At 50.9% G+C, this 19,459-nt stretch carries 22 protein-coding genes; 1 reads left to right on the top strand and 21 read right to left on the bottom strand.

Annotated elements, in window-relative coordinates; translation table 11 throughout:
* Positions 1–12: 12 nt before the first annotated feature.
* From DS731_RS07395 to DS731_RS07370, 8 genes are read right to left on the bottom strand one after another with little or no spacing between them, the layout of a single operon-like run.
* Positions 13–288 (bottom strand): hypothetical protein, encoded by a 276-nt coding sequence (locus tag DS731_RS07395; protein WP_119500722.1) that lies wholly within the window; start codon positions 286–288, stop codon positions 13–15.
* Entirely contained in the window at positions 281–412 is a 132-nt protein-coding gene (locus DS731_RS22340) for a hypothetical protein (RefSeq protein ID WP_269748662.1), read from the bottom strand. The genes DS731_RS07395 and DS731_RS22340 overlap by 8 nt, the downstream gene beginning before the upstream one ends.
* On the bottom strand, positions 409–1,041 hold the full coding sequence (locus DS731_RS07390) for a tyrosine-type recombinase/integrase (RefSeq protein WP_119500721.1): 633 nt from the start codon (positions 1,039–1,041) through the stop codon (positions 409–411). Before DS731_RS07390 ends, DS731_RS22340 begins: the two co-directional genes overlap by 4 nt.
* The gene (locus DS731_RS21890; protein WP_161599118.1) at positions 1,034–1,210 is read right to left on the bottom strand and encodes a hypothetical protein; all 177 of its coding nucleotides are present in this window, start codon (positions 1,208–1,210) and stop codon (positions 1,034–1,036) included. Before DS731_RS21890 ends, DS731_RS07390 begins: the two co-directional genes overlap by 8 nt.
* Entirely contained in the window at positions 1,203–1,460 is a 258-nt protein-coding gene (locus DS731_RS07385; RefSeq protein ID WP_119500720.1) for a hypothetical protein, read from the bottom strand. Before DS731_RS07385 ends, DS731_RS21890 begins: the two co-directional genes overlap by 8 nt.
* On the bottom strand, positions 1,444–1,926 hold the full coding sequence (locus tag DS731_RS07380; protein WP_119500719.1) for a phage regulatory CII family protein: 483 nt from the start codon (positions 1,924–1,926) through the stop codon (positions 1,444–1,446). Before DS731_RS07380 ends, DS731_RS07385 begins: the two co-directional genes overlap by 17 nt.
* Positions 1,927–1,936: 10 nt before the next feature.
* A complete protein-coding gene (locus DS731_RS07375; protein WP_119500718.1) occupies positions 1,937–2,269 on the bottom strand; it encodes a hypothetical protein in 333 nt (110 codons plus the stop codon).
* Positions 2,269–2,460, bottom strand: coding sequence for a hypothetical protein (locus DS731_RS07370; protein ID WP_119500717.1), 192 nt, complete (start codon positions 2,458–2,460; stop codon positions 2,269–2,271). Before DS731_RS07370 ends, DS731_RS07375 begins: the two co-directional genes overlap by 1 nt.
* A 236-nt stretch (positions 2,461–2,696) precedes the next feature.
* On the opposite strand from DS731_RS07370, the gene DS731_RS07365 reads away from it, so the two are divergent.
* The gene (locus tag DS731_RS07365; protein WP_119500716.1) at positions 2,697–3,458 is read left to right on the top strand and encodes a hypothetical protein; all 762 of its coding nucleotides are present in this window, start codon (positions 2,697–2,699) and stop codon (positions 3,456–3,458) included.
* Here DS731_RS07365 and DS731_RS07360 read toward each other — a convergent pair.
* From DS731_RS07360 to DS731_RS07300, 13 genes are all read right to left on the bottom strand, one after another.
* The gene (locus DS731_RS07360; protein WP_119500715.1) at positions 3,455–3,994 is read right to left on the bottom strand and encodes a hypothetical protein; all 540 of its coding nucleotides are present in this window, start codon (positions 3,992–3,994) and stop codon (positions 3,455–3,457) included. The two genes, DS731_RS07365 and DS731_RS07360, sit on opposite strands and share 4 nt — an antisense overlap.
* On the bottom strand, positions 3,987–4,430 hold the full coding sequence (locus DS731_RS07355) for a DUF5675 family protein (protein ID WP_119500714.1): 444 nt from the start codon (positions 4,428–4,430) through the stop codon (positions 3,987–3,989). Before DS731_RS07355 ends, DS731_RS07360 begins: the two co-directional genes overlap by 8 nt.
* On the bottom strand, positions 4,427–4,798 hold the full coding sequence (locus DS731_RS07350) for a hypothetical protein (protein ID WP_119500713.1): 372 nt from the start codon (positions 4,796–4,798) through the stop codon (positions 4,427–4,429). Before DS731_RS07350 ends, DS731_RS07355 begins: the two co-directional genes overlap by 4 nt.
* 66 nt (positions 4,799–4,864) lie before the next feature.
* Complete coding sequence (locus DS731_RS07345) at positions 4,865–5,713, bottom strand: hypothetical protein (protein WP_119500712.1); 849 nt, start codon at positions 5,711–5,713, stop codon at positions 4,865–4,867.
* Positions 5,710–7,671, bottom strand: a complete 1,962-nt coding sequence (locus DS731_RS07340) for a right-handed parallel beta-helix repeat-containing protein (RefSeq protein ID WP_119500711.1) — start codon at positions 7,669–7,671, stop codon at positions 5,710–5,712. Before DS731_RS07340 ends, DS731_RS07345 begins: the two co-directional genes overlap by 4 nt.
* A 12-nt stretch (positions 7,672–7,683) precedes the next feature.
* Complete coding sequence (locus DS731_RS07335) at positions 7,684–8,052, bottom strand: hypothetical protein (protein WP_119500710.1); 369 nt, start codon at positions 8,050–8,052, stop codon at positions 7,684–7,686.
* A 107-nt stretch (positions 8,053–8,159) separates the two neighbouring features.
* Positions 8,160–8,546: a hypothetical protein gene (locus DS731_RS07330; protein ID WP_119500709.1), complete on the bottom strand. Its 387-nt coding sequence runs from the start codon at positions 8,544–8,546 to the stop codon at positions 8,160–8,162.
* Between the two features lie 8 nt (positions 8,547–8,554).
* On the bottom strand, positions 8,555–14,167 hold the full coding sequence (locus DS731_RS07325; RefSeq protein WP_119500708.1) for a collagen-like triple helix repeat-containing protein: 5,613 nt from the start codon (positions 14,165–14,167) through the stop codon (positions 8,555–8,557).
* Positions 14,167–14,574: a DUF6950 family protein gene (locus DS731_RS07320; protein WP_119500707.1), complete on the bottom strand. Its 408-nt coding sequence runs from the start codon at positions 14,572–14,574 to the stop codon at positions 14,167–14,169. Before DS731_RS07320 ends, DS731_RS07325 begins: the two co-directional genes overlap by 1 nt.
* Positions 14,571–15,206 (bottom strand): hypothetical protein, encoded by a 636-nt coding sequence (locus DS731_RS07315; RefSeq protein WP_119500706.1) that lies wholly within the window; start codon positions 15,204–15,206, stop codon positions 14,571–14,573. Before DS731_RS07315 ends, DS731_RS07320 begins: the two co-directional genes overlap by 4 nt.
* Positions 15,203–15,808 carry a hypothetical protein gene (locus DS731_RS07310; protein WP_119500705.1) on the bottom strand — a complete coding sequence of 202 codons (606 nt, stop codon included), beginning with the start codon at positions 15,806–15,808 and terminating at the stop codon, positions 15,203–15,205. Before DS731_RS07310 ends, DS731_RS07315 begins: the two co-directional genes overlap by 4 nt.
* Positions 15,805–19,107 (bottom strand): tape measure protein, encoded by a 3,303-nt coding sequence (locus DS731_RS07305; protein WP_119500704.1) that lies wholly within the window; start codon positions 19,105–19,107, stop codon positions 15,805–15,807. Before DS731_RS07305 ends, DS731_RS07310 begins: the two co-directional genes overlap by 4 nt.
* A complete protein-coding gene (locus DS731_RS07300; protein WP_119500703.1) occupies positions 19,094–19,378 on the bottom strand; it encodes a DUF1799 domain-containing protein in 285 nt (94 codons plus the stop codon). Before DS731_RS07300 ends, DS731_RS07305 begins: the two co-directional genes overlap by 14 nt.
* Positions 19,379–19,459 lie beyond the last annotated feature (81 nt).

Genomic DNA, 19,459 nt, shown 5'->3' with positions numbered 1-19,459 from the left:
GAAAATTCTTTTTTATTGGTCTGGCCGTGACGGCTGACTGACGGCGATATCTACAAGCAGTTCAAGCACAAGGTGCGAAATCAGATATTCCGCCAAACGTTCAAGTGTTGGCATTAAGGTGATCACCAGGTCACTGAACTGCTGTGAACCCAAACCGAAATGTGACAAATCGGACTGTCTGGAAAGCAGCTCTCTGGCAATCTGTGATTTCAGTTCATCACGCAGCATGGCGATGGTGTATTCCAGTGTTGCCAGCTGCTCCTGATTCAGCGTGGTGAAATCATCCATTGCTTACAGCCTTGTTCCGTTCAGCATCTTCTTTTTCACGGCGGGCCTTGTCGGCCAGTAAACGTTGCTTCTGCTCTTTGATGGCTTTGTGCAACGGAGAAAAACTTTTGCGGATAAAAATCATAATGAGGCTTCCTGCATGGTGCGCTTCAGGTCGTCCCTGCTTGGCTGGGTGTAAACCTGCGTGGTGGTGATATGACGATGGCCCAGCACTTCCTGCACTTCGCGCAGCGCTGCCCCGTTCGTGGCGTTCTGTAACCGGCGAACTGCCCATGTGTGCCGTAACCAGTGCGGCGTAGCTTTTTTAATACCGGCCAGATTGCACCAGTACGTCATGCGCTGCTGATATGCCCGTTTGCTCATACGCTGGCGTCTGCGGCTTAAAATCAGTGCTTCATCGTTCACAGACTTACCGGCAAAGGTTGCTTTCATTTTGCGGTTGATGCGCAGCAGCGCTTCCAGGGCCTTACGTGCAGGTTCTACCAGATAAATTTCCTGTGATTTGTTCAGGCCTCTGGCATTGCCGGCTTTACCGCCTTTTTGCATGTGGCTTTCAATATCCAGATAACCGCTTTCCAGGGCATCCATTGCATGCTGAATGTCCATCAGGTGAACGGTTTCCACACGGCGGGCGGTGTAACGCATCAGCAGCATCCAGTTCAGATCACGCTCAGCTTCGATGCATTTGAATTTGCGCAGAGTAGAAAACAGGCTGCGCTCTTCTTCTTTGGTGAAACTTTTTACTTCAGCCATGTGCCCGCTCCTTTTTCTGCTGCCGCTTTAACAGGGCTTCTGCCAGTTCGTCACCGAAGAACAACCCCAGTACTCCGGGTTTCAGCACGATGTCTTCACCGGCACTGCGGTTAGTGGAAACGCGTTTTATGCCGCTGCGTTTCAACGCTGCAGGGATATCTTCATTCATTGTCCGGCACCTCTAATCCGGCCATGTTGGCCTGAATGCGAACCAGGTGTTCCAGACTGCGCTGTTTCTTATCGCCCAGCTTTTTGAAATGCAGGCTGATTAAGCAACTGGCCAGTGTAGACAGGATGCGGCGTTCAGCTTTCAGCTTCTGAATGATTAACTGTGCCTGTGCAGGTGACATATGGCCGATTTCAGTCATTGATGCATTCACATCGACGTTTTGTTTTTCAAAGCTATGTGCGTTTTGCATGGTGTTTCTTCGCCTCCGCTTCCAGTGCATGCTGAACGTTGAACCACTGCACCATTTTCTGGTTGCCGGCCTTCGTGATGTTGTTCAGTTCGTGGGGGGTGATCATGTCGTCTTCGATGGCTTCAAAGATGCTCTGACAGGTGTTGCCAACAGCGGCCTGCCATTTACAGAAGTTGTCCAGCAAACGGCTGTCGTCGCTGATATTGAGATATTGCACCGGTACCACTGCAAAACCGCATGCTGCTGCCATCTGATAAAGCAGGCTGTACACGCCGGCCACATTCATCATTTCCAGTGCATCGACAACACCCAGTTTGTGGTTCGGCAGGTTGGGGTTTAATTCATTGCGGACAGAGTTGGCCGTTTTGCCAAGGTGATAAGCAAATTCCTCTGCGGCCTGCGGTTTGCTTTTCAGCAACAGGTGCGCTGAATGTAAAACAGCGTTATAATTCCTTTGACTTTGCATTGTTTCGTTCCTATACGATTGCTGCATTGTTAGTTCCTGCCGCTGGCACCTGGTCCGTGTCAGCGGTTTTCACTTCTGCTCTGTTTAATATGTTCAGTTCATCGTTTGTCTCCGGTTTTAACACTGCGTAAATGTGGCGAAACTCACTGGGTTTAAGCGATTTGCTCAGCACAACTTTCTTTTCAACCAGCAAATTCAAAGAACAACGTTCCTCGCCTGTGTGGTCACTACTTGAAAGCGCGACCGAAGTGCCATGAGCCCAACCACCGTTAAAGAAAAACGTGAAATCTTCACCACTGAATTTAACCAATTCGCTGTTGTGGCGTAGCTTGATAACAACCATCACGCGCCCTGCACTGCTGGTTGAATGACTCGCTGTTCCACCGCTTCCAGCCCTGCCGCCACACACATGTCCATCACTTGTGAAATTGTGCGGTTATCTCTTGTCGCTATCTCAGCCACTCTTTGGTGTACTTCCGCTGGTACTCTGCATGTAACAGGCACTTTCGGGGATTTTGTATTACGCTTTTTCACTGTAAAAACTCCGTATTTGGGGTAACATCACTACAACGTATCGTTCGTAGTGATATTAAGATCCAAATTTGGATTTTTAAATACTTATATTGAATTTTATTAGTCTATTTAGTTATTAACTTATGCAATCTGACAACAAAAGTGATTTTTCAGACCGTTTGAAGTGGATGCTTGCCGATAGAAAAATGACTCCATGGGCAAAGTCTTTGGGGATTTCAGGCGGGACATCCAGTCGAATGCTGAATAATGAGCCTCCGGGAACCGATATTCTCACGATGATCATGCGTACTGAGCATGTGAATCTGAGCTGGTTACTGGGCGGTCATGGCACACCGTTTATGCTCGACCACTACACAAGCGCAGAAGAGTTCGAAAATATGCTGCGAATTCATGCACAGGATGCGCATTACGATGCATGGTTATGCCTCAATTTTGAAAGAAATCAAATGGCTGTGGTTCTCTCTGAACCGGCAACCTTCACATTTAAGAATAAGACCATTGAATATAGCCATGTTGAAATGCTGACCGGTCCTATCCCGTTTGCTATTGCAGAGATTGATAAAATGCTGTCCGGTTGTAATGTCCGTTATTTTTCAATGAATGAGTTAGATTTCACCGCATATACACGTGGCCAGTACGGTACCTACAAAATGTTGGGTAGTGAGGATAAGAAAGGGATTATTCAGAAAAATGAAAAAACAGAAGGTGTAGATTTCGCTTTCCAATCGGACAAAGGCCTTATTATTGGTGAAATGAAACAAGGGAAATCTTCTGTTTCGTTTTCCGCAATGGCCGAGAAAATCAAAGCATTCACGGCCAAACAGAAAACAGATGTCATTTACCTGATGTTGGATGTCGCTGCAGAACATGATCTGCAATCCAAACTCGACAAAGAGACTAAACTCGAAACACTCGCCATGCTGGAAGAAAGCGGTAAAACTCCGGACCAGCTGACTAAAGACGACATCCATTTCGCCCTGTTAGCCAATATCAATTAATTTCGTTTAGGCGGGCGCTGACCAAACCACCAGAAAAAGATAGTTGTGGCCACATAGAGCAGTGTGGCCCAGATATTGGTTGTGGTGGCCAGCCGTTCTGTTGCCGTGATCCCGTCGATATCAGACAACAGGCCGTTTGCCTCGAATAAGATAAACGACACAGCCACCGCAAAATAAGCCGTCAGGCCCGGACGTATCAGCCCCCTGAGTACATCAACCACACCCAGCGCGGCAATAATCCATGCCGGCGCACCGGTATCCGGCATATAGCTTCGTGCATCGTGGCCGTAGCTGGCCGTTTGCATCACAAACGCACTCTGCTCTGCCTGCGCTGCCGCTTCCTGCTGACTGATGTTGATTTGCGCCTGAGACTCCAGCTGCACCATCTTCGCATCGTGTTCCAGCCGGCGATTCTCCTGCTCTGCCTCCAACTGCTTGTTCTTATAGTTGGAATAACTTTGCACGGCACTGCCCAGAATGCCTGTGGCGCCGCCTGTGACGACAGCCATTAGTGTATCGCCTAACCATTCAATCATGTGTTTTCTCCCAGCCGTTCGTGATGATAAGCGTTGAGGGCTTGCCGCCCAGTATCGCCAGCATGTCTCCCACGGCGCGGCGGGTATCGAAAATGGCGCGTTGATTCTGATAACTGCCTGTGCGGTAGCCTGTGAGAACACAGCCCAGCACAGAGGTTTTAAAACCTTCGTCTTTATTGCCGGCGAATGTGCCGGCGTGAAATAAAATACTTGTTCTGCCCGGTACATTTTCAATCAGGTACAAATGCGATCGACCGCCAATGGGTTTGCGGGTTTTAACTAACCGGATGGGGTATTCACCTGCAGGGATGCAACTAATATTCGGTTGATTATCGCGCCACGGTAATTCCAAAGTATGGGCCGTCCATGGCCCCAGGAAAAGATGACCCGGTGTGCCCTGATTGTCCGTACTCAGACGGTTTAACCAGAGTTTCAAAACTTTGCCTCGACACGAAACAACCGGTCGTTGATTTGCTGAACAGTGGTTTTGTTCTCGCGCAGTTCTTTCTTCATTTCGTCAATCTGCTGCTGCCACCGTGCCTGGTCGCGGGCGGCATCGTCGCTGGTATAGCGTTTCTGGTTGGCCAGATTGAAACTGGTGATCACCGGCGTTATTACCGCTTTCAGTTCAGCCACCTGAATGTTCAGGTTCTTCACTTCGGTATTCAGCTGTGAATCGTTACTTTGCATGTCGTTGAACACGAAATTCATCAGAAACATCATCAGGGCCAGTACTAACGTGCCGATGTTGTGATAAAGCCATCCATGTTCGAACGGCGATTGATTGTTGTCTGAATTTGGCATGAAGCAATACCCGAATTAGTTTCGGGTATCGTGTGATAATTGATGATGCAGGGTTAGGGCAATGTGCTACATCACAGAGCCACGGTACCGCCTTTTCACGACTGACGCCTTTGCCAGCGCCACTTTCTCTGATGTGGTAAGAACAATGCCTTTTTCATCACCGTAAATAAACGCCACTACGGAGATTTCGACACCTGACAAAGAATCAACCTTCAGGCTGCCCAGTTCAGCGACCAGCTGGTTACCTCTTCGCATGCGTGAATCGTCTGCAGAGGAAATCATAGAATCTTCACCGCTGATGATTTCAAATCTCTCGAAACGGGGATCTGAAGTGTCCAGCTTGCCATCCAGCAGCGGCAGGTTTGCAGTTTTATTCGGTGTCCACGATAAGGCCTGACGGTTCGAACGCCCCTCCAGAATCATAATGTCAGTGTCTGTGGACATGGTGAACCGGCACTGCTCCATCGCTTCCCGCAGCGCCATATATGTAACGTTCGGGTCTGTAAACGCTTCCGCCTCATTCGCAAACCCTGCCAGCGCCAGACTGCGTCCGGATGCCGATTCAATTGCACTGATACCGGCCAGCGTGAAGTCGAGCAACGCGGCATCCATCTGGATAGATTTAATGCCCTTTGGCATATTACTGAACGTTGTTGATGTCGCATTGATAGTAATGCCGGTCAGCACCTCTACCGGCGTTGAGTCATTGCGCATCAGTGTGTCTTCATTGCTAAAAAACACAGAACCGCTTTCCGACTGCATCCAGTTATCATCATACGCGACCGCGACCGGCCCGCTAGGTTCGTTGCTGGCGGCATACATTAGCGTTGTATCGTCAGCATATGTGATGATGCCAACGTGGGGATAGCTAACGTTGACTGTGAGTTTCTGGGTTTTCTTTAGGGGGTAGATCATGCGACATTATCCCTATTAACGGTGCCTGCGCTAACTGTTAAGACCTCGCCCAATGGAATGGAGTTATTAACGATGGAGTTTTTAACTGCTGACCAGCGTTCCTCAACGGAAGTGGATGCGCCGTTTTCGATGTCGCAGTTTATAACCTTGCTGCGCGTAGCACTCCGCAGACTAACCCCTGCGTATAAATCTACAAACGACCAATCAACACCGCCATCTGATGCTGTGCCCGTTTTGTGAGTTGGAGCAGTTGCCCCAGTAGTGCCAGAAGTCGCTGCGCTGTAGATGCGCCCATTTCGTACTACTATATCCCCGATAGATTTAACCGAGCCTGCGCCCCAGTTAGTTGCAGTCCCCAGATACAACCAGTTTACACCGCCATCGGAGACAGTACCGCTGGTATGCGTTGGAGCAGTTGCCCCAGTAGTTCCAGCTGTAGACGCCTCGTAAGCCTTCCCACTGCTGAGTCTACGCTCACCCACAGCAACGGCGTTGCCGGAATACCAAGCCCGATACGCAGCAGAGCCGAATGCTCGGAGGGTTCTACCGTCTACGGTAACGTTTGTAGACTCAAATGCGATAATCCCACACCCTCGGGCGTTGTAGTCCGTTCCTTTATTTATGCGTATATTCTGACTATTCTCTACATGCACGTTTCTATCGTGTTTGCAGTCTCGGATGTAGACGTTATCCATCTGCACATCATAGCAATCTGTGATCCGCACGGCTGCGGCTAAAGATTCTGTTATCCTGAATCCACCAAATGAAATGGACTCCCCGTTAATAACTGCAATGCCATTATCCGTAACTTGTGAACAATCCAGCTTCCGCCCCTTAAACGATATTCCGGACATTAACGTACGATCCGCAGTAGCGTTTTCTAATTTGATACCTTTCCCGTTATACCCAGCTTTGCCAGAAATATTCAGTACCTCGATATTTTTTATACTATGAGTGCCCGCAGGGTCTATCCACACTTTAAAAAGCGCAGCAGAACGGGAATCCGCGTTAATAGAAGAGACAGTCCAATCCTCTATATCCGCGCCACGCCCATCCCCTTCATCTGTGAATGCAACACAGTCATCACCAGATACGCCGGTTACTGTGCCAATATAACCACGCTTACCACCGCGTATATGAATACCGTCGTCACCACCCGCCGCCCCATCCTGGTGGTTTAGGATCGTATTCATCAACGTGACGTTGTTGCACGATATTGAAGTGCTAAACGTATGGGATTCGTCGAATTGCACTTTTTCGTAACTAAAGCCATCACAGCCAGTACCATCCAGCCCAATATGCTTGCCTGGGCGGGTCTTTCCTGATGTGCCATCGTTCAAATCGGCAAACCGAAAAAATCCAAGCATTGTCATCTGCGTATTGCCGAGCACCTGATTTTCATTTCTAAACGTTGCCCCTAGCGCTTCGCCGCCCCCGTTAAACATTGGGTTTCGCCAGAATTTAGCACCATTGGCCTTTATTGTTGTGCCGTTATTGAATAAAAATGGATTAAGTAGATAGTAATTTCGATTGAAGTCACCAAAGTCACAGGATTTATTAAGCGTTCGTGCGACAAAATCCGCGTTGTTAAGGAATTCTGAATCATCTACTAAATACGTGTTGCCCGTAGCCTGAACCCAACCAAAATGCTCCGGCATAACTGCGCCGCTGGGAAATAGGCTTTCAATGTATAGCCCTTGATCGCCAACCCACGAAATGTAGCCAGGCATTTCATCCGGCCTGTTTTCGGGGCTGCCAGCATCTATAAGAGGCCCAGTATTCCCGCCAACCCCAGTATTAGCATGATATTCACGCCATTCAACACTATTACCCACCGCCACATCACCTGCCAAGCATGCCGCTATGGCATCAGCGAGGGTCTGTTTAACGACTGTTGCAGTTTCGTTTATCGCGTTAATCTGGGCCGTCGACCGCTGTATTTTCTGAGCTGAGGGCATGGTAATTCCTTCCTACACAACCGCGCTGACCGGCGGCACTGATAGTTTGTTCGCACCACGAACGTTGCGCTTTACGCTTTTACCTTCGTGGTCGTAAATGATTTTTGTAACACCTAGCTGCGCCAGCGCTTCATCGATAGCGCGGTATATTTCCCGGGGGTTAGCTTTTTTTGTGTGCCCGGCACCGAGACAGACATAAGCCTGGTCGCTAACGACAGTTGCAGAGCAGGTGAAATCCCGTGGCAGTGGTCTGCCCGGAGTGCGGATGTTCAGTTGCTGAATCGTCAGCGGCTGTCCGTCTACTGCATTCACAACGACAGACATCACGGTCTGTATCTCTACAGCCCGTCCACTTTTTGATATGTGAGTTTTGTATGACATCCGCGCCCCCGCGTTTTTCGTCAGTTTGTCCTGACCGCGGCGGGCGTAGTACCCGCCAGAGTTTACTTATTCTGGCGGGCGGTGTGTGGCAGGGTTAGGGCAATATATTAAATTGCATTCTTGGCAATCAGCGTTTGTTTTCGGCGCAGCGCTTTGTAAACCGCATCTTCGACTGCACTGGCTACGAACACGGGGACTTCAGCGTCTGCATCTTCCATTTCATCCAGATTCACGCTGGCGTTAAAGTTTACCTGCACAGGTGCATTATTAATTACCACGGGTTCGCCGGTGAGCTCGTCGACAATAGATGCGGTGACCAGGGTGTGGATGTGGTCAATATCACCGTCCAAATCATCATCGGTCGGTTTCTCAAGCACTATCACACGTACCAGTTCGTTGGCACTGGCACCGTTTAAAATCTGAATCAGCCGGTCACCGGTGTTTGCCCATGCATAACCGGTTTTCGATACAGCCTGCCATTGTAAATCTGACATGTTCGTTCCTAAGGTTTGTTTAAGTTGTGAGTTACCAGGCGGCGTGACGGGTCTGCACCGCCCAGAAAGTTCTTGCCGCCCAGAGATATGTGCATTACCGGCTGTTGCGGGATAATCACTTTTGATATCACCTGCTCCCATACCAGAGAACCATCCGGCTGTTCTGCCAGCATTTCATCGCCTAATCTGATATTCACAGCCAGCAAAGAGTTGCCATAGCGCATATCAACAGGCGTCAGCAGGGATACGGTTTTTGTGTTACCTGACTCGGTAGTGAGCGTTACGCAGTCCTCAACTTCCGCTTTTACCGCAATGACAACACCCTTTTGCGGCTTGCCATCGACAGCAGCATCAATCACATCACCTACCTGAACATCTTTCGCCTGCAGGGTGTCGGTCAGCCATGTATCAGCATGCGGACAATCCCCCATATCAGGCGCTGTTGTACCACCGCCTGTTGAATATGTTTTGATGCGGCCCAGTACATAACGCCCATCCTGTGCAAGATTCGCTGTTGATGTGGTCGCGCTGTACGACACATTACCGCCCACGCCGTAAGGGTCATCACAATAGACGTAGTGATAAGTGCCCTGCGACAGGTTAGATATCGAACCTGAGTTGTAGCTGATGCTGCCGCCACTGGCATTCACTGAGTGCGCAGAAATATCAATCCGGGCTTTTGATGAATTACCACTATCCACGCTGCTTGAAAGGTTGACAGTTGTGGTTACCGCCGCATAACCCATTGATGTGGCAGTGGGCAGGTTTCGGGATGATAGGACAGGCATTCCCGGCGGCAGCGTATAAGGGCTCGGAATAAAGTCAGTATCTCCGTCCTTTGCGATTTCAATCATAATCTGGTCGAAGCGCCATTTTGTTCCAGACCCTGCATCGTTGTCGATGCGGAAATACACCTCCTTCGCATCATTGCGGCCATTTGTTGAGCTGGTCATATCGATAACCGCAGAATAGCGATGCCACTGGTAGTTAGAATCGTCTTTTAACTGAAACGACCCTGCCATGTGTGACGTGCCGCCTGAATCATTAGGGTGACCGAAATAGAATTGACCATTCCTTGACCCCTCGGTGGCAGAACGATTACTAATCCACGCACTCACTATCCATTTTTTTCCAGCCGGTATTTTTATGTTGTAGCCTGAAACAGACAAATTCACCCATGCGTCACTGCCATAGGCGTCGATACTGAGTACAGAACCGCCGGATGGCTGATCGTAGTTGTATGTTGTGCTACCTACTGTTGCTGTGCCGCTTTTACTCCCGAACGGCACTCCATCAAGCGGATTTACATACATGGCCGGAAAGAAGTTAACACCCAGCCCCGATGGATTGCGCAATAATTCATTTTGAAGCGCAGCTGCGTTCGCACCTGCAATAATTGTCGACTGCGATACGTTATCAACATTGGGTAAACCAACATCGCTCTTAGTTGTGTTGGAATTTTTGTAGTAACTGTCGGGTCGTACAGCGCCGATCCGGTTGTTTAGATAGGCATCACGTGATGACAAAAACGCTTCAGGATCGAATATCTGGGTGTTAGTAACTACCACGGCATAGAATGAACCGCCATCCGAGTTCAACCGGTATAGTCTGAGTGTGTTACTACCCGCAGTCACAGCCACTTTACGTGTATACCAGCGCAGTTCATCGTCTGCGCCGGAAAGTCCGTTACCGGCCTGAATACCATTCATTGATATGAAATGCCCGCCTTCTGAGTCGGCAGATAAAACATGAACATAGGCATCACCGGTGTAGCTGGATGTCACAGAATATGCGTTACCGCCACTATTCTGACTGCCATCGCTCCAGCCTACTGAAGAGCTGCGCTGGTCGTTGTAATACAGAACAGTACCGGCTTGCAGAGCATCATTGCTGATACGGCTGTCTTCGTAATCTGTTTCGTCAGCGGCGCCGGTGTAACCAACCCATATCTGATCAAATTCCCAGTCGTGTTCACCGCTGCCGGGGTCAACACGCAGTCCGATGATATCGGCAGCAGTGAATGTGGCATCATCGCGCATGTCAAAAATCAGGTAAGTGTATTCGTTCTGAACATATTTCTGAGTAATAAATTTGCGCCTGTCTGACGTGTAACCAGTGTCGCCGGAGCGGGTGTAATATAGCCTTGCTGTTGTACTGGATATATCCGTATCCAGACAGCGCACTTTAACTACTATTGCATAGCTGTCGCGGCCTGCAAAAGGCCCTATTGAATTCCTTACGATGTAGGGAGAGCTGGATGTTCCGTTTACGATTAATGTGTCGACTCCGTAGCCGAAGCTTGAATTATAAGGCACCCAGCCGCCGTTATTGCTGTTCCGGAAATGCCATATCAACCCTCTTGTCGGAATGACGTTCGGCGCAGCTACGCCGTCCTGTCCGTCTGCGCCAGGTGAACCTGTATCCCCTTTCGCACCCGTATTACCTTGCGGGCCTGTATCACCTTTGAACCGAGACCAGACATAATCTGCCGGATTGGTAGATTCGCTGGCAGTGGTTTTATTAACGGCGATACCGATGTGCGTTGTATTGGACTGCGGGGCGTCATTAAAGCCGGATGTGCCATCTGAATTGGCAGCATACTTAATCCATGTATAAGTCGTCTGGCCATCGGCACCCGGAGCGCCTGGCACACCCTGACCGGTCATACGCGACCAGACATAATCCCCGGGTGACGTTGATTCAGTTTGCGTGGTTTTGTTGTAGGCAAATCCGATGAATTCTTTACCGGACGGGTCATTGCTTAATCCGGTACCGCTAGCATCATCAGCATATTTAATCCATGTATAAGTCGTCTGGCCATCGGCACCCGGAGCACCCGGCACACCCTGCGGACCCTGATCACCTTTCCACTTTGACCATACGTAATCGGCTTTATTACTGGACTCTGCGGCAACCAGTTTATTCACGGCGATACCAATATAAGCCGTGTTGCTTTGCGGGTCGTCGGTCAGACCGGTTCCGTCAGCATTGGCGCTGTATTTAATCCACGTGTAAGTGGTTTGGCCGTCAGCACCAGGTGCACCGGCCACACCGGTATCGCCCTGATCGCCTTTCACTTTCGCCCATGTGTAATCTGCGGCGTTCGATGATTCAGACGGCGTGTTTTTATTGTACGCAAAGCCTATGTACGCTTTGCCGGTAGGGTCATTGCTTAGCCCGCCACCACTGGCATTATCTGCGTACTTAATCCATGTGTAGGTAGTTTGTCCATCAGCACCGGGGGCACCGGCCACACCTTGAGGACCGGGATCACCTTTAAAGTGTGCCCACACATAATCTTCAGGGTCTGTCGATTCCGTTGCAGTGGTTTTGTTGTGCGCAATACCTATGTACTGTGTCGTGCCCAGTGGTGTATTACTGAATCCGATAGTGCCGGCGGCATTGTCTGCATAGCGGATCCACGTGTATGTGGTTACACCGTCCGCGCCGGGGTCTCCCGGAATACCCTGCGTTGTCATCAAACCCCACGTGTAATCTGTCGGGGTTTCAGATGGGGTCGGTACCGGTTTGTTATAGGCAAAGCCGATGTACTGCTTATTGGTCGGGTCAGCGGAAATGCCGTTCCCCTGCTCGTCATCTGCGTAGCGGATCCATGTGTAAATGGTTTCGCTCAGCAACCCGCCAATCTGAAAGCTGGTCCAGTTCGGGTCGGCCCGTTCACCGTCGATAAGCCTGTACCACACTGTGACAGTGCCGCCCTGCGGCGTATTGGTGATGGTCAGAGAAACATTGCGGCCACCATCGTACGACGAACCCCACACGCCATCGAAGGCATACCGCCAGTCATACGTAGCACCATCGTGCGGAAGTGGCGGGCCGGTCACAATGACCTTACCGGTCAGAACCTGTGTGGTTACACCGGATGGTGTGGCAGTGCTGTTAACTGCAAACGTTCTGTAAACCGGGTCGCTGCTTTTCTCAAACCGGTTTTGCGCCCGCACAGCTACCTGATACGTGCCAATTGGCAGGTTGGTTATATTCTGCTCCGGGTCTGTCGGGTAGTACTTGCGGCTGAAGCCATCGTCCGGAACACGGGTGATTTCCACAGAGAACCGGCGCAGGCTTAACGGGGTTTCATGTTGCCAAGTCAATACACCCTGCCGGAAACTGTCAGCGGGGGTTTCTGTGTACTGGACATTGTACGGTTCAGAAATCAGCGTGTTGTCGATTGTGGTATTGGGCAGTAAGTCTTTTTCTGCCGGAATAACGGAATCGTCATACAGTGCTGCACCGGTTTCTTTCAGTGTCAGTGTCCACAGAAATTCGTTCGGGTCGAGGTCGTAATCAATAACCTCATATTCCTTGCCACTGATTCCGGCTTCCTTGAAATCCGGCGATACCACAGTGCCGGGCGGACATTTAATTCCGCGCCAGCCGACCACAATTTTCAGGGTGTCACCTGCCCCGACCTGCTCCATGAAGATACGGTTCAGGCGCTGGCACATTGTGTCAGAGTTTGTGTAACCCAGCTCACGCTTATGCAGCAAATAGCGCTTATCACGCACGGTTTCATAATACGTGCTGCTAATTTCGGTACAGGTTGTCTGCTGATAAAACGCCTTAGGATTAATGAACGTTGCCGTTACCGCATTACAGCGATCTTCCATGGCGGTGTACGGTTCGCGGCTGATGTCGTCTTTCAGGTCGTCATCTGTGAGCGTTACTGTGGCAGGGCCACGATAAGCAGCTGTCAGCAGCCAGAATTTACCGCCGGCTTCAACCCAGCGGCCACCACAACTTTTCAGCAGTTCCTCTTCAACCAGACGCTGGCCCTGGTTCAGGTCGATAATACCGTTACACGTCCAGCGCTTCTCTGTGTGTTCAGTGCCCTGTGCATCAGTGAAGGTGACTTCCTCGTCACACAAACCCGCTTCGTATGCCAGATTCTGGATATCGAACATTTCCACCGGAATTTCGTAATCGCCACCGAAACGCTTCCAGTGCAGGTTAACCAGCGCTGCATTGTCGCTCCATTCCCATGTGGTTTCGTCGTTTGCACGATGGGTACCGCTACCGCCAACGGTGGAATCTTTGCGGGGATCATAAACCGCAATGCCTTTTACTTTGAATTTAACGTCCTGCACACCGTTGGGGAAAATGTCGGGGTTTATTTCGTAGCGGTGATACACATAGGTGATCCCGAAGCCGACAAAGTTTTCATCAACAGTGACCATTTCCTGCGACAGAATGGTATTCGGCTCAGTTTGATTGCCCAGTTCGTAAATCAGCCGGTAACCGGAGCCAATCCAGCTGGTGCGTTCCACTCCGTCCAGTTGGTACAACTCAACACTTTCACAGGGATGGTCGGCCAGCGGGGTAACGAACAGGTGAAACTCGGTTTCGTTAACGATGAGCTTTTCATATTTCGTGATAGGGCCGCTGGTCACCGCCTCGCCGACAATCATCAGTCGTGGCGGGTTACTTTCTGTGCGCAGGTTCTGGTTAGATGTATCCACGCCGCCCATTGAAGACGGTATATCGGGAATCATGGAATTCGCAGCTACGGCTACAGCAACCCCGATGGCAATGGCATACACTACAGAGGTAACAACTGCACTTGCAGCGATGGCTGCCGCTACACCAATAATGACCGTAGGCATCAGCCAACCCTCCAGACCGTAGTGATATCCAGCGGTGACACGGTAGCAATACCCTGCTCACCAGGAGCCAGCACCTGACCAAACATAATGCCGGCGGTCATATCGCCGTTAAGATCCACCAGTACCACATCGCCACGGCGCACACTGAGTCTCGGTACCGGTTCGCCCAGCATCGCCGTAATCGCGCTTTCTATGTTGTCGTGTCCTTCATTTTTAAGCACACGGGCCGCGCCGAGGCGGGTGCTGTAACGGTTCCGGAACTGAATGGCTGGATCCTCTCCCGTGATGGCCAGTACTGCATCAGCGGCAAACAAACAGCAGTCATTGACACCCCATTCAAAGGGCTGATGCTTTTTGCCGGTAATAAATTGCGTAAGTTGCTGTGTCCAGGTAGTGAGTCTCTTCATTTTTTCGCAAGTCCTGATCCGCCGCCACCGCCAGCGCTGCTGCGCCCCCCTGCAGATGAACGTCCGGTAGTGATAGTGTTGCTGCCGCTGTAAGAAGAAAGCGGGCCCTTCGCTACGTTTTCCACATCATCAAAAAAGCTGTCCTGCGGATGACGGGCGCGTTGTGATGCAGAGTTGTAATTGGTGTACCGCTTGGGCATGTTCCAGCGGCTGGAAATACTGACAACTTCAACAGAAATGGTAGGGGGCGCTGTGTACTTCACCGGGGTACGGTTTACTTCGCCGATGTACATCAGCTGCACAGCGGCCAGTTGAAAATCGTCGTTAAACGCACCGAGATAAATGCGCACTTCGCCGCCGCCGGCATCTTCCCGCAATGCCTCTTCCACCTGTGCGGCATCAGCCGTTCGCAGATTCAGTGTCATGGCGCCCGGCGTACCTTCACGGATATTGTCGATGTTTCCCCATTCGCCTACGCCGTACCATGCTTCACCATCCCAGCGCAGAGTGCCTATGCCGTTGTGAAAGCGGACCACACCGGACGGCCAGACAATCGAACCCATCAGGCAGGCTTTTTTCTCTTCGCCTTCCAGCAGGCTTTCCATTTGCGGATCAAGAACACGGGTACTCATCGGCGTAAACTCGTGTAACCGCTGATGGTGAAATCAGTCAGGATGAGTTTGCGGCTGGCGAAATTCGGACCCTGCGCGTTATCCGGCAGCATCATTTTGCACATGGGGTCGGTGACGATAAGGCTTGTGCCGTCTGTCGGCTCAGTAAACAGCTGCGGCCTGAACCGCAGTGTGCAATTACCGCTGCTGTCTGCAACCGCATCTTCCATCAGTTTGTACAGATAGTTATCCAGTTGAAAACGGTCACCGGCAGGGGCAATCAGGCTGTTTGGCTCAGCATTGCGAATGGTCAGCACGGTACCGGACTGATTGTTTCCATTTACCACCGGTGTGCCGCCCCACTCGCCCAGTTGACGGTGCGTGGAATCCCACATCATGAACTGGCCGGCTGAACCGTCGAGGTTGTCTATGAATGTGTCCAGCTCACGGGCCGGTGTATAGCGAATTTTGGTGAATGTAGCCGAGAACGTCCAGATTGCTCCGGGGCGTACCCACACTTCACTCATTCTGTTGGGGCCGGTTGTCACATGGCTGTTAGGCTGAATGCGAAATTTGAGGGAACCCGGCAAAATATGGCGGGGAAAAACCGGAATACTGCTCATCGTGAAGCCCTCAGTCCGTCATACACAACACCACGGCCGCGCTTAAGTTGCATACCGACTTCAGCTAATGTTTCTTCTTTCTGTGCTTTAAGCATGGGGCGTACTTTCTCAACAACTTCATCAGTGTTGCCGCCGGAAATGTTGGTAACGGAGTTATCTGTATAATTAACGACTGTGCTGCCCGCGCTGGTTTGCGACTGCGCAGAACTGAGCATAGAAGCGGTATCTTTGCGGCTGGTAACATACGCAGGGCCCCTGACGATTTCCGGACCAAACTCACCGGCGATACCGAACTGGCCGGCAGGAATGCGGCCACCATTGTCGAACATGCCTGCGTAACCCAACCCTTTTGTTAATGCCATAGTGCTGGTAATACCGGCACTGGCGGCAGCGGCATTGGCTCCCATTGTTGCCAGCGATACCATTGCAGCAGCGGGAGTCCATGCTGCCGTCAGCGCGGCAGCGGTGGTAACCCCCGTAGTCACTGCAAGGGCATTACCTGCTGTTTGCGTGGCTGCATCGTCAGCCAGATCGCTTTTACGTAGCAAGGCCCGCATAGCGAAATTCCCTGCCTCTTTCACACCTATTTCAACCAGTGTGGCCAGAGACTGTTTACCCACCGCAGTAATGACATTCTTCAGGCCATCACCTAAATTCTCAGAGTCATCAAGTGCAGAAACTGTTGCCTGCCCGACACCGGCTGCGAAGCGATCGAAAGATTCCTGCCACATCATGTCGAAGTCAGTTTTCCGGCTGTCTTCAATTTCACGGAGAACCTGATCATGCCGGCGTTGCTCTGCTTCAATCAGCTGGTTTATTTCCTGTCGTTTGGTCAGGTCTGTTTCCGGCAGAGAATCACGGTAGGTTTCCAGCGTGATAATGTTTTCCTGATAAGTACTGTTCTCACGCTGGGTCGGGGTTTGCGTGGCGGCGGCAATACGTTCAACCTTGCTTTGCATCGTTTTTGCTTCTGCGAGGTTGTCCAGTTCCTGCGCCTGCAGGATCAGTTTTTTCTTCAGCTCATCGTTTACGTTCTTCAAAGCACCGTATTCGATGTCGTAACGCACCTGTGCTTCCCGGCTGGTATCGCCGTAAAGTTCCAATTCTTCGTGGTGTTTCTCAAGCAGTTTGTCTACTTCCGCCTGCAGAGTGCGATTGGCATCTGCTTCAGCTTTTTTCGCATCAAGTTTTGATGCGGCCAGAATAAGCTGTGCTTTCTCTTCTGCTGTTAAGCTTTTTAATGAACCATAGGTGGTTTCATAAGCAACTTTTGCCGCTTCGCTCGTTTCGCCATACAGAGCACGTTGTTTTTCCAGATTAGCCAGCAACTTCTCCAGCTCACTGTTTACTTCAACAACAGGGTCTGGTTTCACCCACTGGACACTGGATAAATCAATATTGAACAGTTCTGCTTTTTTCTTTGCCGTGTCGTCGGCAAGTTTTTGAAATTCGGCCTGTGACTTTCTCAAAGCAACCAGTTCAGCCGGTTCCTGATACCGGACGGTACCAGGCTGGTAATACTTATCCCGTGTTTCACGAATTTTGTTTTCTAACTCGAGTACTTTCTGACGCGCAGAGAGTTCCTGCGCATCCAGTTTCTTCAGTTCGATATTTTTGCCGGCATCATCCAGCTGCTTATATTTGGCTATCAGGTCGTTAATCTCTGATGCTAAATCCTTAGTTTCTGTTTTTAAGTCACCGGTTTTGGATGTGGCTTCATCAGTGCTGCTGGCAAATTCATATACCGCGTAAGCCCCCAGCAGAATAAGTCCCGGAATACCGCCAATAGCGGCCCATAGTCCGCGGGCTACTGCTGTAGCAGCTCTGCCAACCACTGCGTATTGCGCTGTGGCCACATTCACTGCCGTCTGGCTGGCCACCACCGCCTGATTAGCTTTTGCCAGGCGTGTCAGTGCTGCAGCTCTGGCTGTATCAGATGTGGCTACTGCCAGTGAGCGCTGAGCGCCTGCCTGTACAGAAAGGTTGTACTCATGCTGCCGTTTGGCTGCGATTAACGTAGCCTGTGCGCTGGCGTTTTTCGCAATAGCTTCTTTACCCAGACTTGTCGTGTAATTGGTAACAGCAGCCACGCCCCGGATCAGGCCCACGGTTGTCAGTGTTTCGATTGCAGAGGTGAGTGTTTCTGCATTGTCCCGAACAAATGTCATTGCATCTGCCGTGGTTTCAAGCAGCGTGCCGTATACGTTGTTTATGGGCTCTTCAAAGGCAGCGATGGTCTGAACGCGCAGGTTCTCAAGGGCGTTTTCCTGTGCGGTAATATTGTTGATATTCGCTTTGGCCGCGCCGTCATACTCACCCAGCGCTTTAATCAAGTCGTCACGGAACATGGCGCTGGTCACTTTACCGGCCAGTACCAGATCCCGATATGTTTGCCCTTGCAGTCCGGCCGCACGGGTCATCGCCTGCATCAGGCCCGGTAACGGTTCCATGACCTGATTAAATTCCTGAGCCTGAATATTAGGCTGGGACAATGCCTGCCCTAAACCGTACATCAGGTTGCCCAGCTGGTCGGTCGATACGCCCAGTGCGCTTTGTGCGTTACTCAGGCCAGTCATCAGCTGCTGCTGTTGCTGCTGGTCGATGATGTCACCTTTACGAAGAGCCGCCAGTGACGCGTAGCTTTCACCCATGGTAAGTACTGATTTACCGTGTTCTTCAGCCAGAGTCGTCAGAAATGCCATGCTGTTTGCGTAGTCGCGGGTATCTTCGCTTAAGTACTGCAGCCGGGTACGGAACTGCTGGTAATCTGCCAGCGTGTCTTTGATGTTCACGGCAGCGTTGGTGGCGGCAAACACGCCGAACACACCGGCCATATAGCCAGCCAGAGGGCGAACGGCATCACCTAAGCCGCGGCTGCTGGTTTCAATATCTTTAATATTCCGGCTGGCCGCTCTGCCGCTAACCTCAGTGTTGCGTAAGGTGCTGTTCAGGTTGTTCTGGTGTGCAATAACCTGCCGCAGCTCGCGTTCCACTTCCTGCAAAGCATTTTCATACTGAGTAATGCCGGCTGTGGCTGTGGTGGATTGCTGACGGGATTCATTGATTTCTTTGTTCAGCCGGTTCTGTTGGTTCACCAGCTGCTGAACATGGTTGTCCAGTTTCTTCACGCTGGCTTCAACCAGCGTGAATGCCGCAGCCTGTCCTGCTGATGCAGACTGACCACGGGTCAGTTCTTTATTCAGGGCAACCTGCTCGGTAATGGCCTGCTGATACTCTTTGCGCATACCTTTGGTATTTGCCAGCAGGTTGATCATGATGTCTAAATCACTTTTGCTCACGGTATCGCTCTGCCAGAGTAGCGACTACATGGCGGCTTAGTTGCCGCAGCTTCACGTAATCTTGTTTGGTGTAACGGCGTTCGATAGCTTCTGCATCTGCCAGAACGGCGCGGATATCCAGCGCCACACGAATGCCTTCGGAAAAAATCCAGAGGTCATCAACATCCAGAAACCAATAAAAAGCAGCCTGGTTTTCCGGAAGCAGTTCAAGTGTGCGATCCTGAAAGTCATCATCTTGTTGCAGGTGCTCCTTAATTTGCGCCTCTGTCATGCCGTAGCCGTCACGCAGCTGCGCAATGTATTCGTCTTTGTCCTTGCTGGTTACAGAAGGGCCGACCCAGAACAGGGCGGC

This window comes from Alteromonas sp. RKMC-009 (assembly GCF_003584565.2).
GTDB lineage: Bacteria > Pseudomonadota > Gammaproteobacteria > Enterobacterales > Alteromonadaceae > Alteromonas.
This window is presented reverse-complemented; position numbering and strand designations above follow the sequence as displayed.

Excerpts from the sequence above, each read along its gene's own strand:
- DS731_RS22340 (WP_269748662.1), bottom strand. The coding sequence starts at position 412 with ATGATTTTTATCCGCAAAAGTTTTTCTCCGTTGCACAAAGCCATCAAA.
- DS731_RS07350 (WP_119500713.1), bottom strand. The coding sequence starts at position 4,798 with ATGCCAAATTCAGACAACAATCAATCGCCGTTCGAACATGGATGGCTT.
- DS731_RS07385 (WP_119500720.1), bottom strand. The coding sequence starts at position 1,460 with ATGCAAAACGCACATAGCTTTGAAAAACAAAACGTCGATGTGAATGCA.
- DS731_RS07300 (WP_119500703.1), bottom strand. The coding sequence starts at position 19,378 with ATGACAGAGGCGCAAATTAAGGAGCACCTGCAACAAGATGATGACTTT.
- DS731_RS07345 (WP_119500712.1), bottom strand. The coding sequence starts at position 5,713 with ATGATCTACCCCCTAAAGAAAACCCAGAAACTCACAGTCAACGTTAGC.
- DS731_RS07340 (WP_119500711.1), bottom strand. The coding sequence starts at position 7,671 with ATGCCCTCAGCTCAGAAAATACAGCGGTCGACGGCCCAGATTAACGCG.
- DS731_RS21890 (WP_161599118.1), bottom strand. The coding sequence starts at position 1,210 with ATGAATGAAGATATCCCTGCAGCGTTGAAACGCAGCGGCATAAAACGC.
- DS731_RS07395 (WP_119500722.1), bottom strand. The coding sequence starts at position 288 with ATGGATGATTTCACCACGCTGAATCAGGAGCAGCTGGCAACACTGGAA.
- DS731_RS07310 (WP_119500705.1), bottom strand. The coding sequence starts at position 15,808 with ATGAGCAGTATTCCGGTTTTTCCCCGCCATATTTTGCCGGGTTCCCTC.
- DS731_RS07335 (WP_119500710.1), bottom strand. The coding sequence starts at position 8,052 with ATGTCATACAAAACTCACATATCAAAAAGTGGACGGGCTGTAGAGATA.
- DS731_RS07365 (WP_119500716.1), top strand. The coding sequence starts at position 2,697 with ATGCTGAATAATGAGCCTCCGGGAACCGATATTCTCACGATGATCATG.
- DS731_RS07375 (WP_119500718.1), bottom strand. The coding sequence starts at position 2,269 with ATGGTTGTTATCAAGCTACGCCACAACAGCGAATTGGTTAAATTCAGT.
- DS731_RS07320 (WP_119500707.1), bottom strand. The coding sequence starts at position 14,574 with ATGAAGAGACTCACTACCTGGACACAGCAACTTACGCAATTTATTACC.
- DS731_RS07390 (WP_119500721.1), bottom strand. The coding sequence starts at position 1,041 with ATGGCTGAAGTAAAAAGTTTCACCAAAGAAGAAGAGCGCAGCCTGTTT.
- DS731_RS07380 (WP_119500719.1), bottom strand. The coding sequence starts at position 1,926 with ATGCAAAGTCAAAGGAATTATAACGCTGTTTTACATTCAGCGCACCTG.
- DS731_RS07315 (WP_119500706.1), bottom strand. The coding sequence starts at position 15,206 with ATGAGTACCCGTGTTCTTGATCCGCAAATGGAAAGCCTGCTGGAAGGC.
- DS731_RS07325 (WP_119500708.1), bottom strand. The coding sequence starts at position 14,167 with ATGCCTACGGTCATTATTGGTGTAGCGGCAGCCATCGCTGCAAGTGCA.
- DS731_RS07330 (WP_119500709.1), bottom strand. The coding sequence starts at position 8,546 with ATGTCAGATTTACAATGGCAGGCTGTATCGAAAACCGGTTATGCATGG.
- DS731_RS07360 (WP_119500715.1), bottom strand. The coding sequence starts at position 3,994 with ATGATTGAATGGTTAGGCGATACACTAATGGCTGTCGTCACAGGCGGC.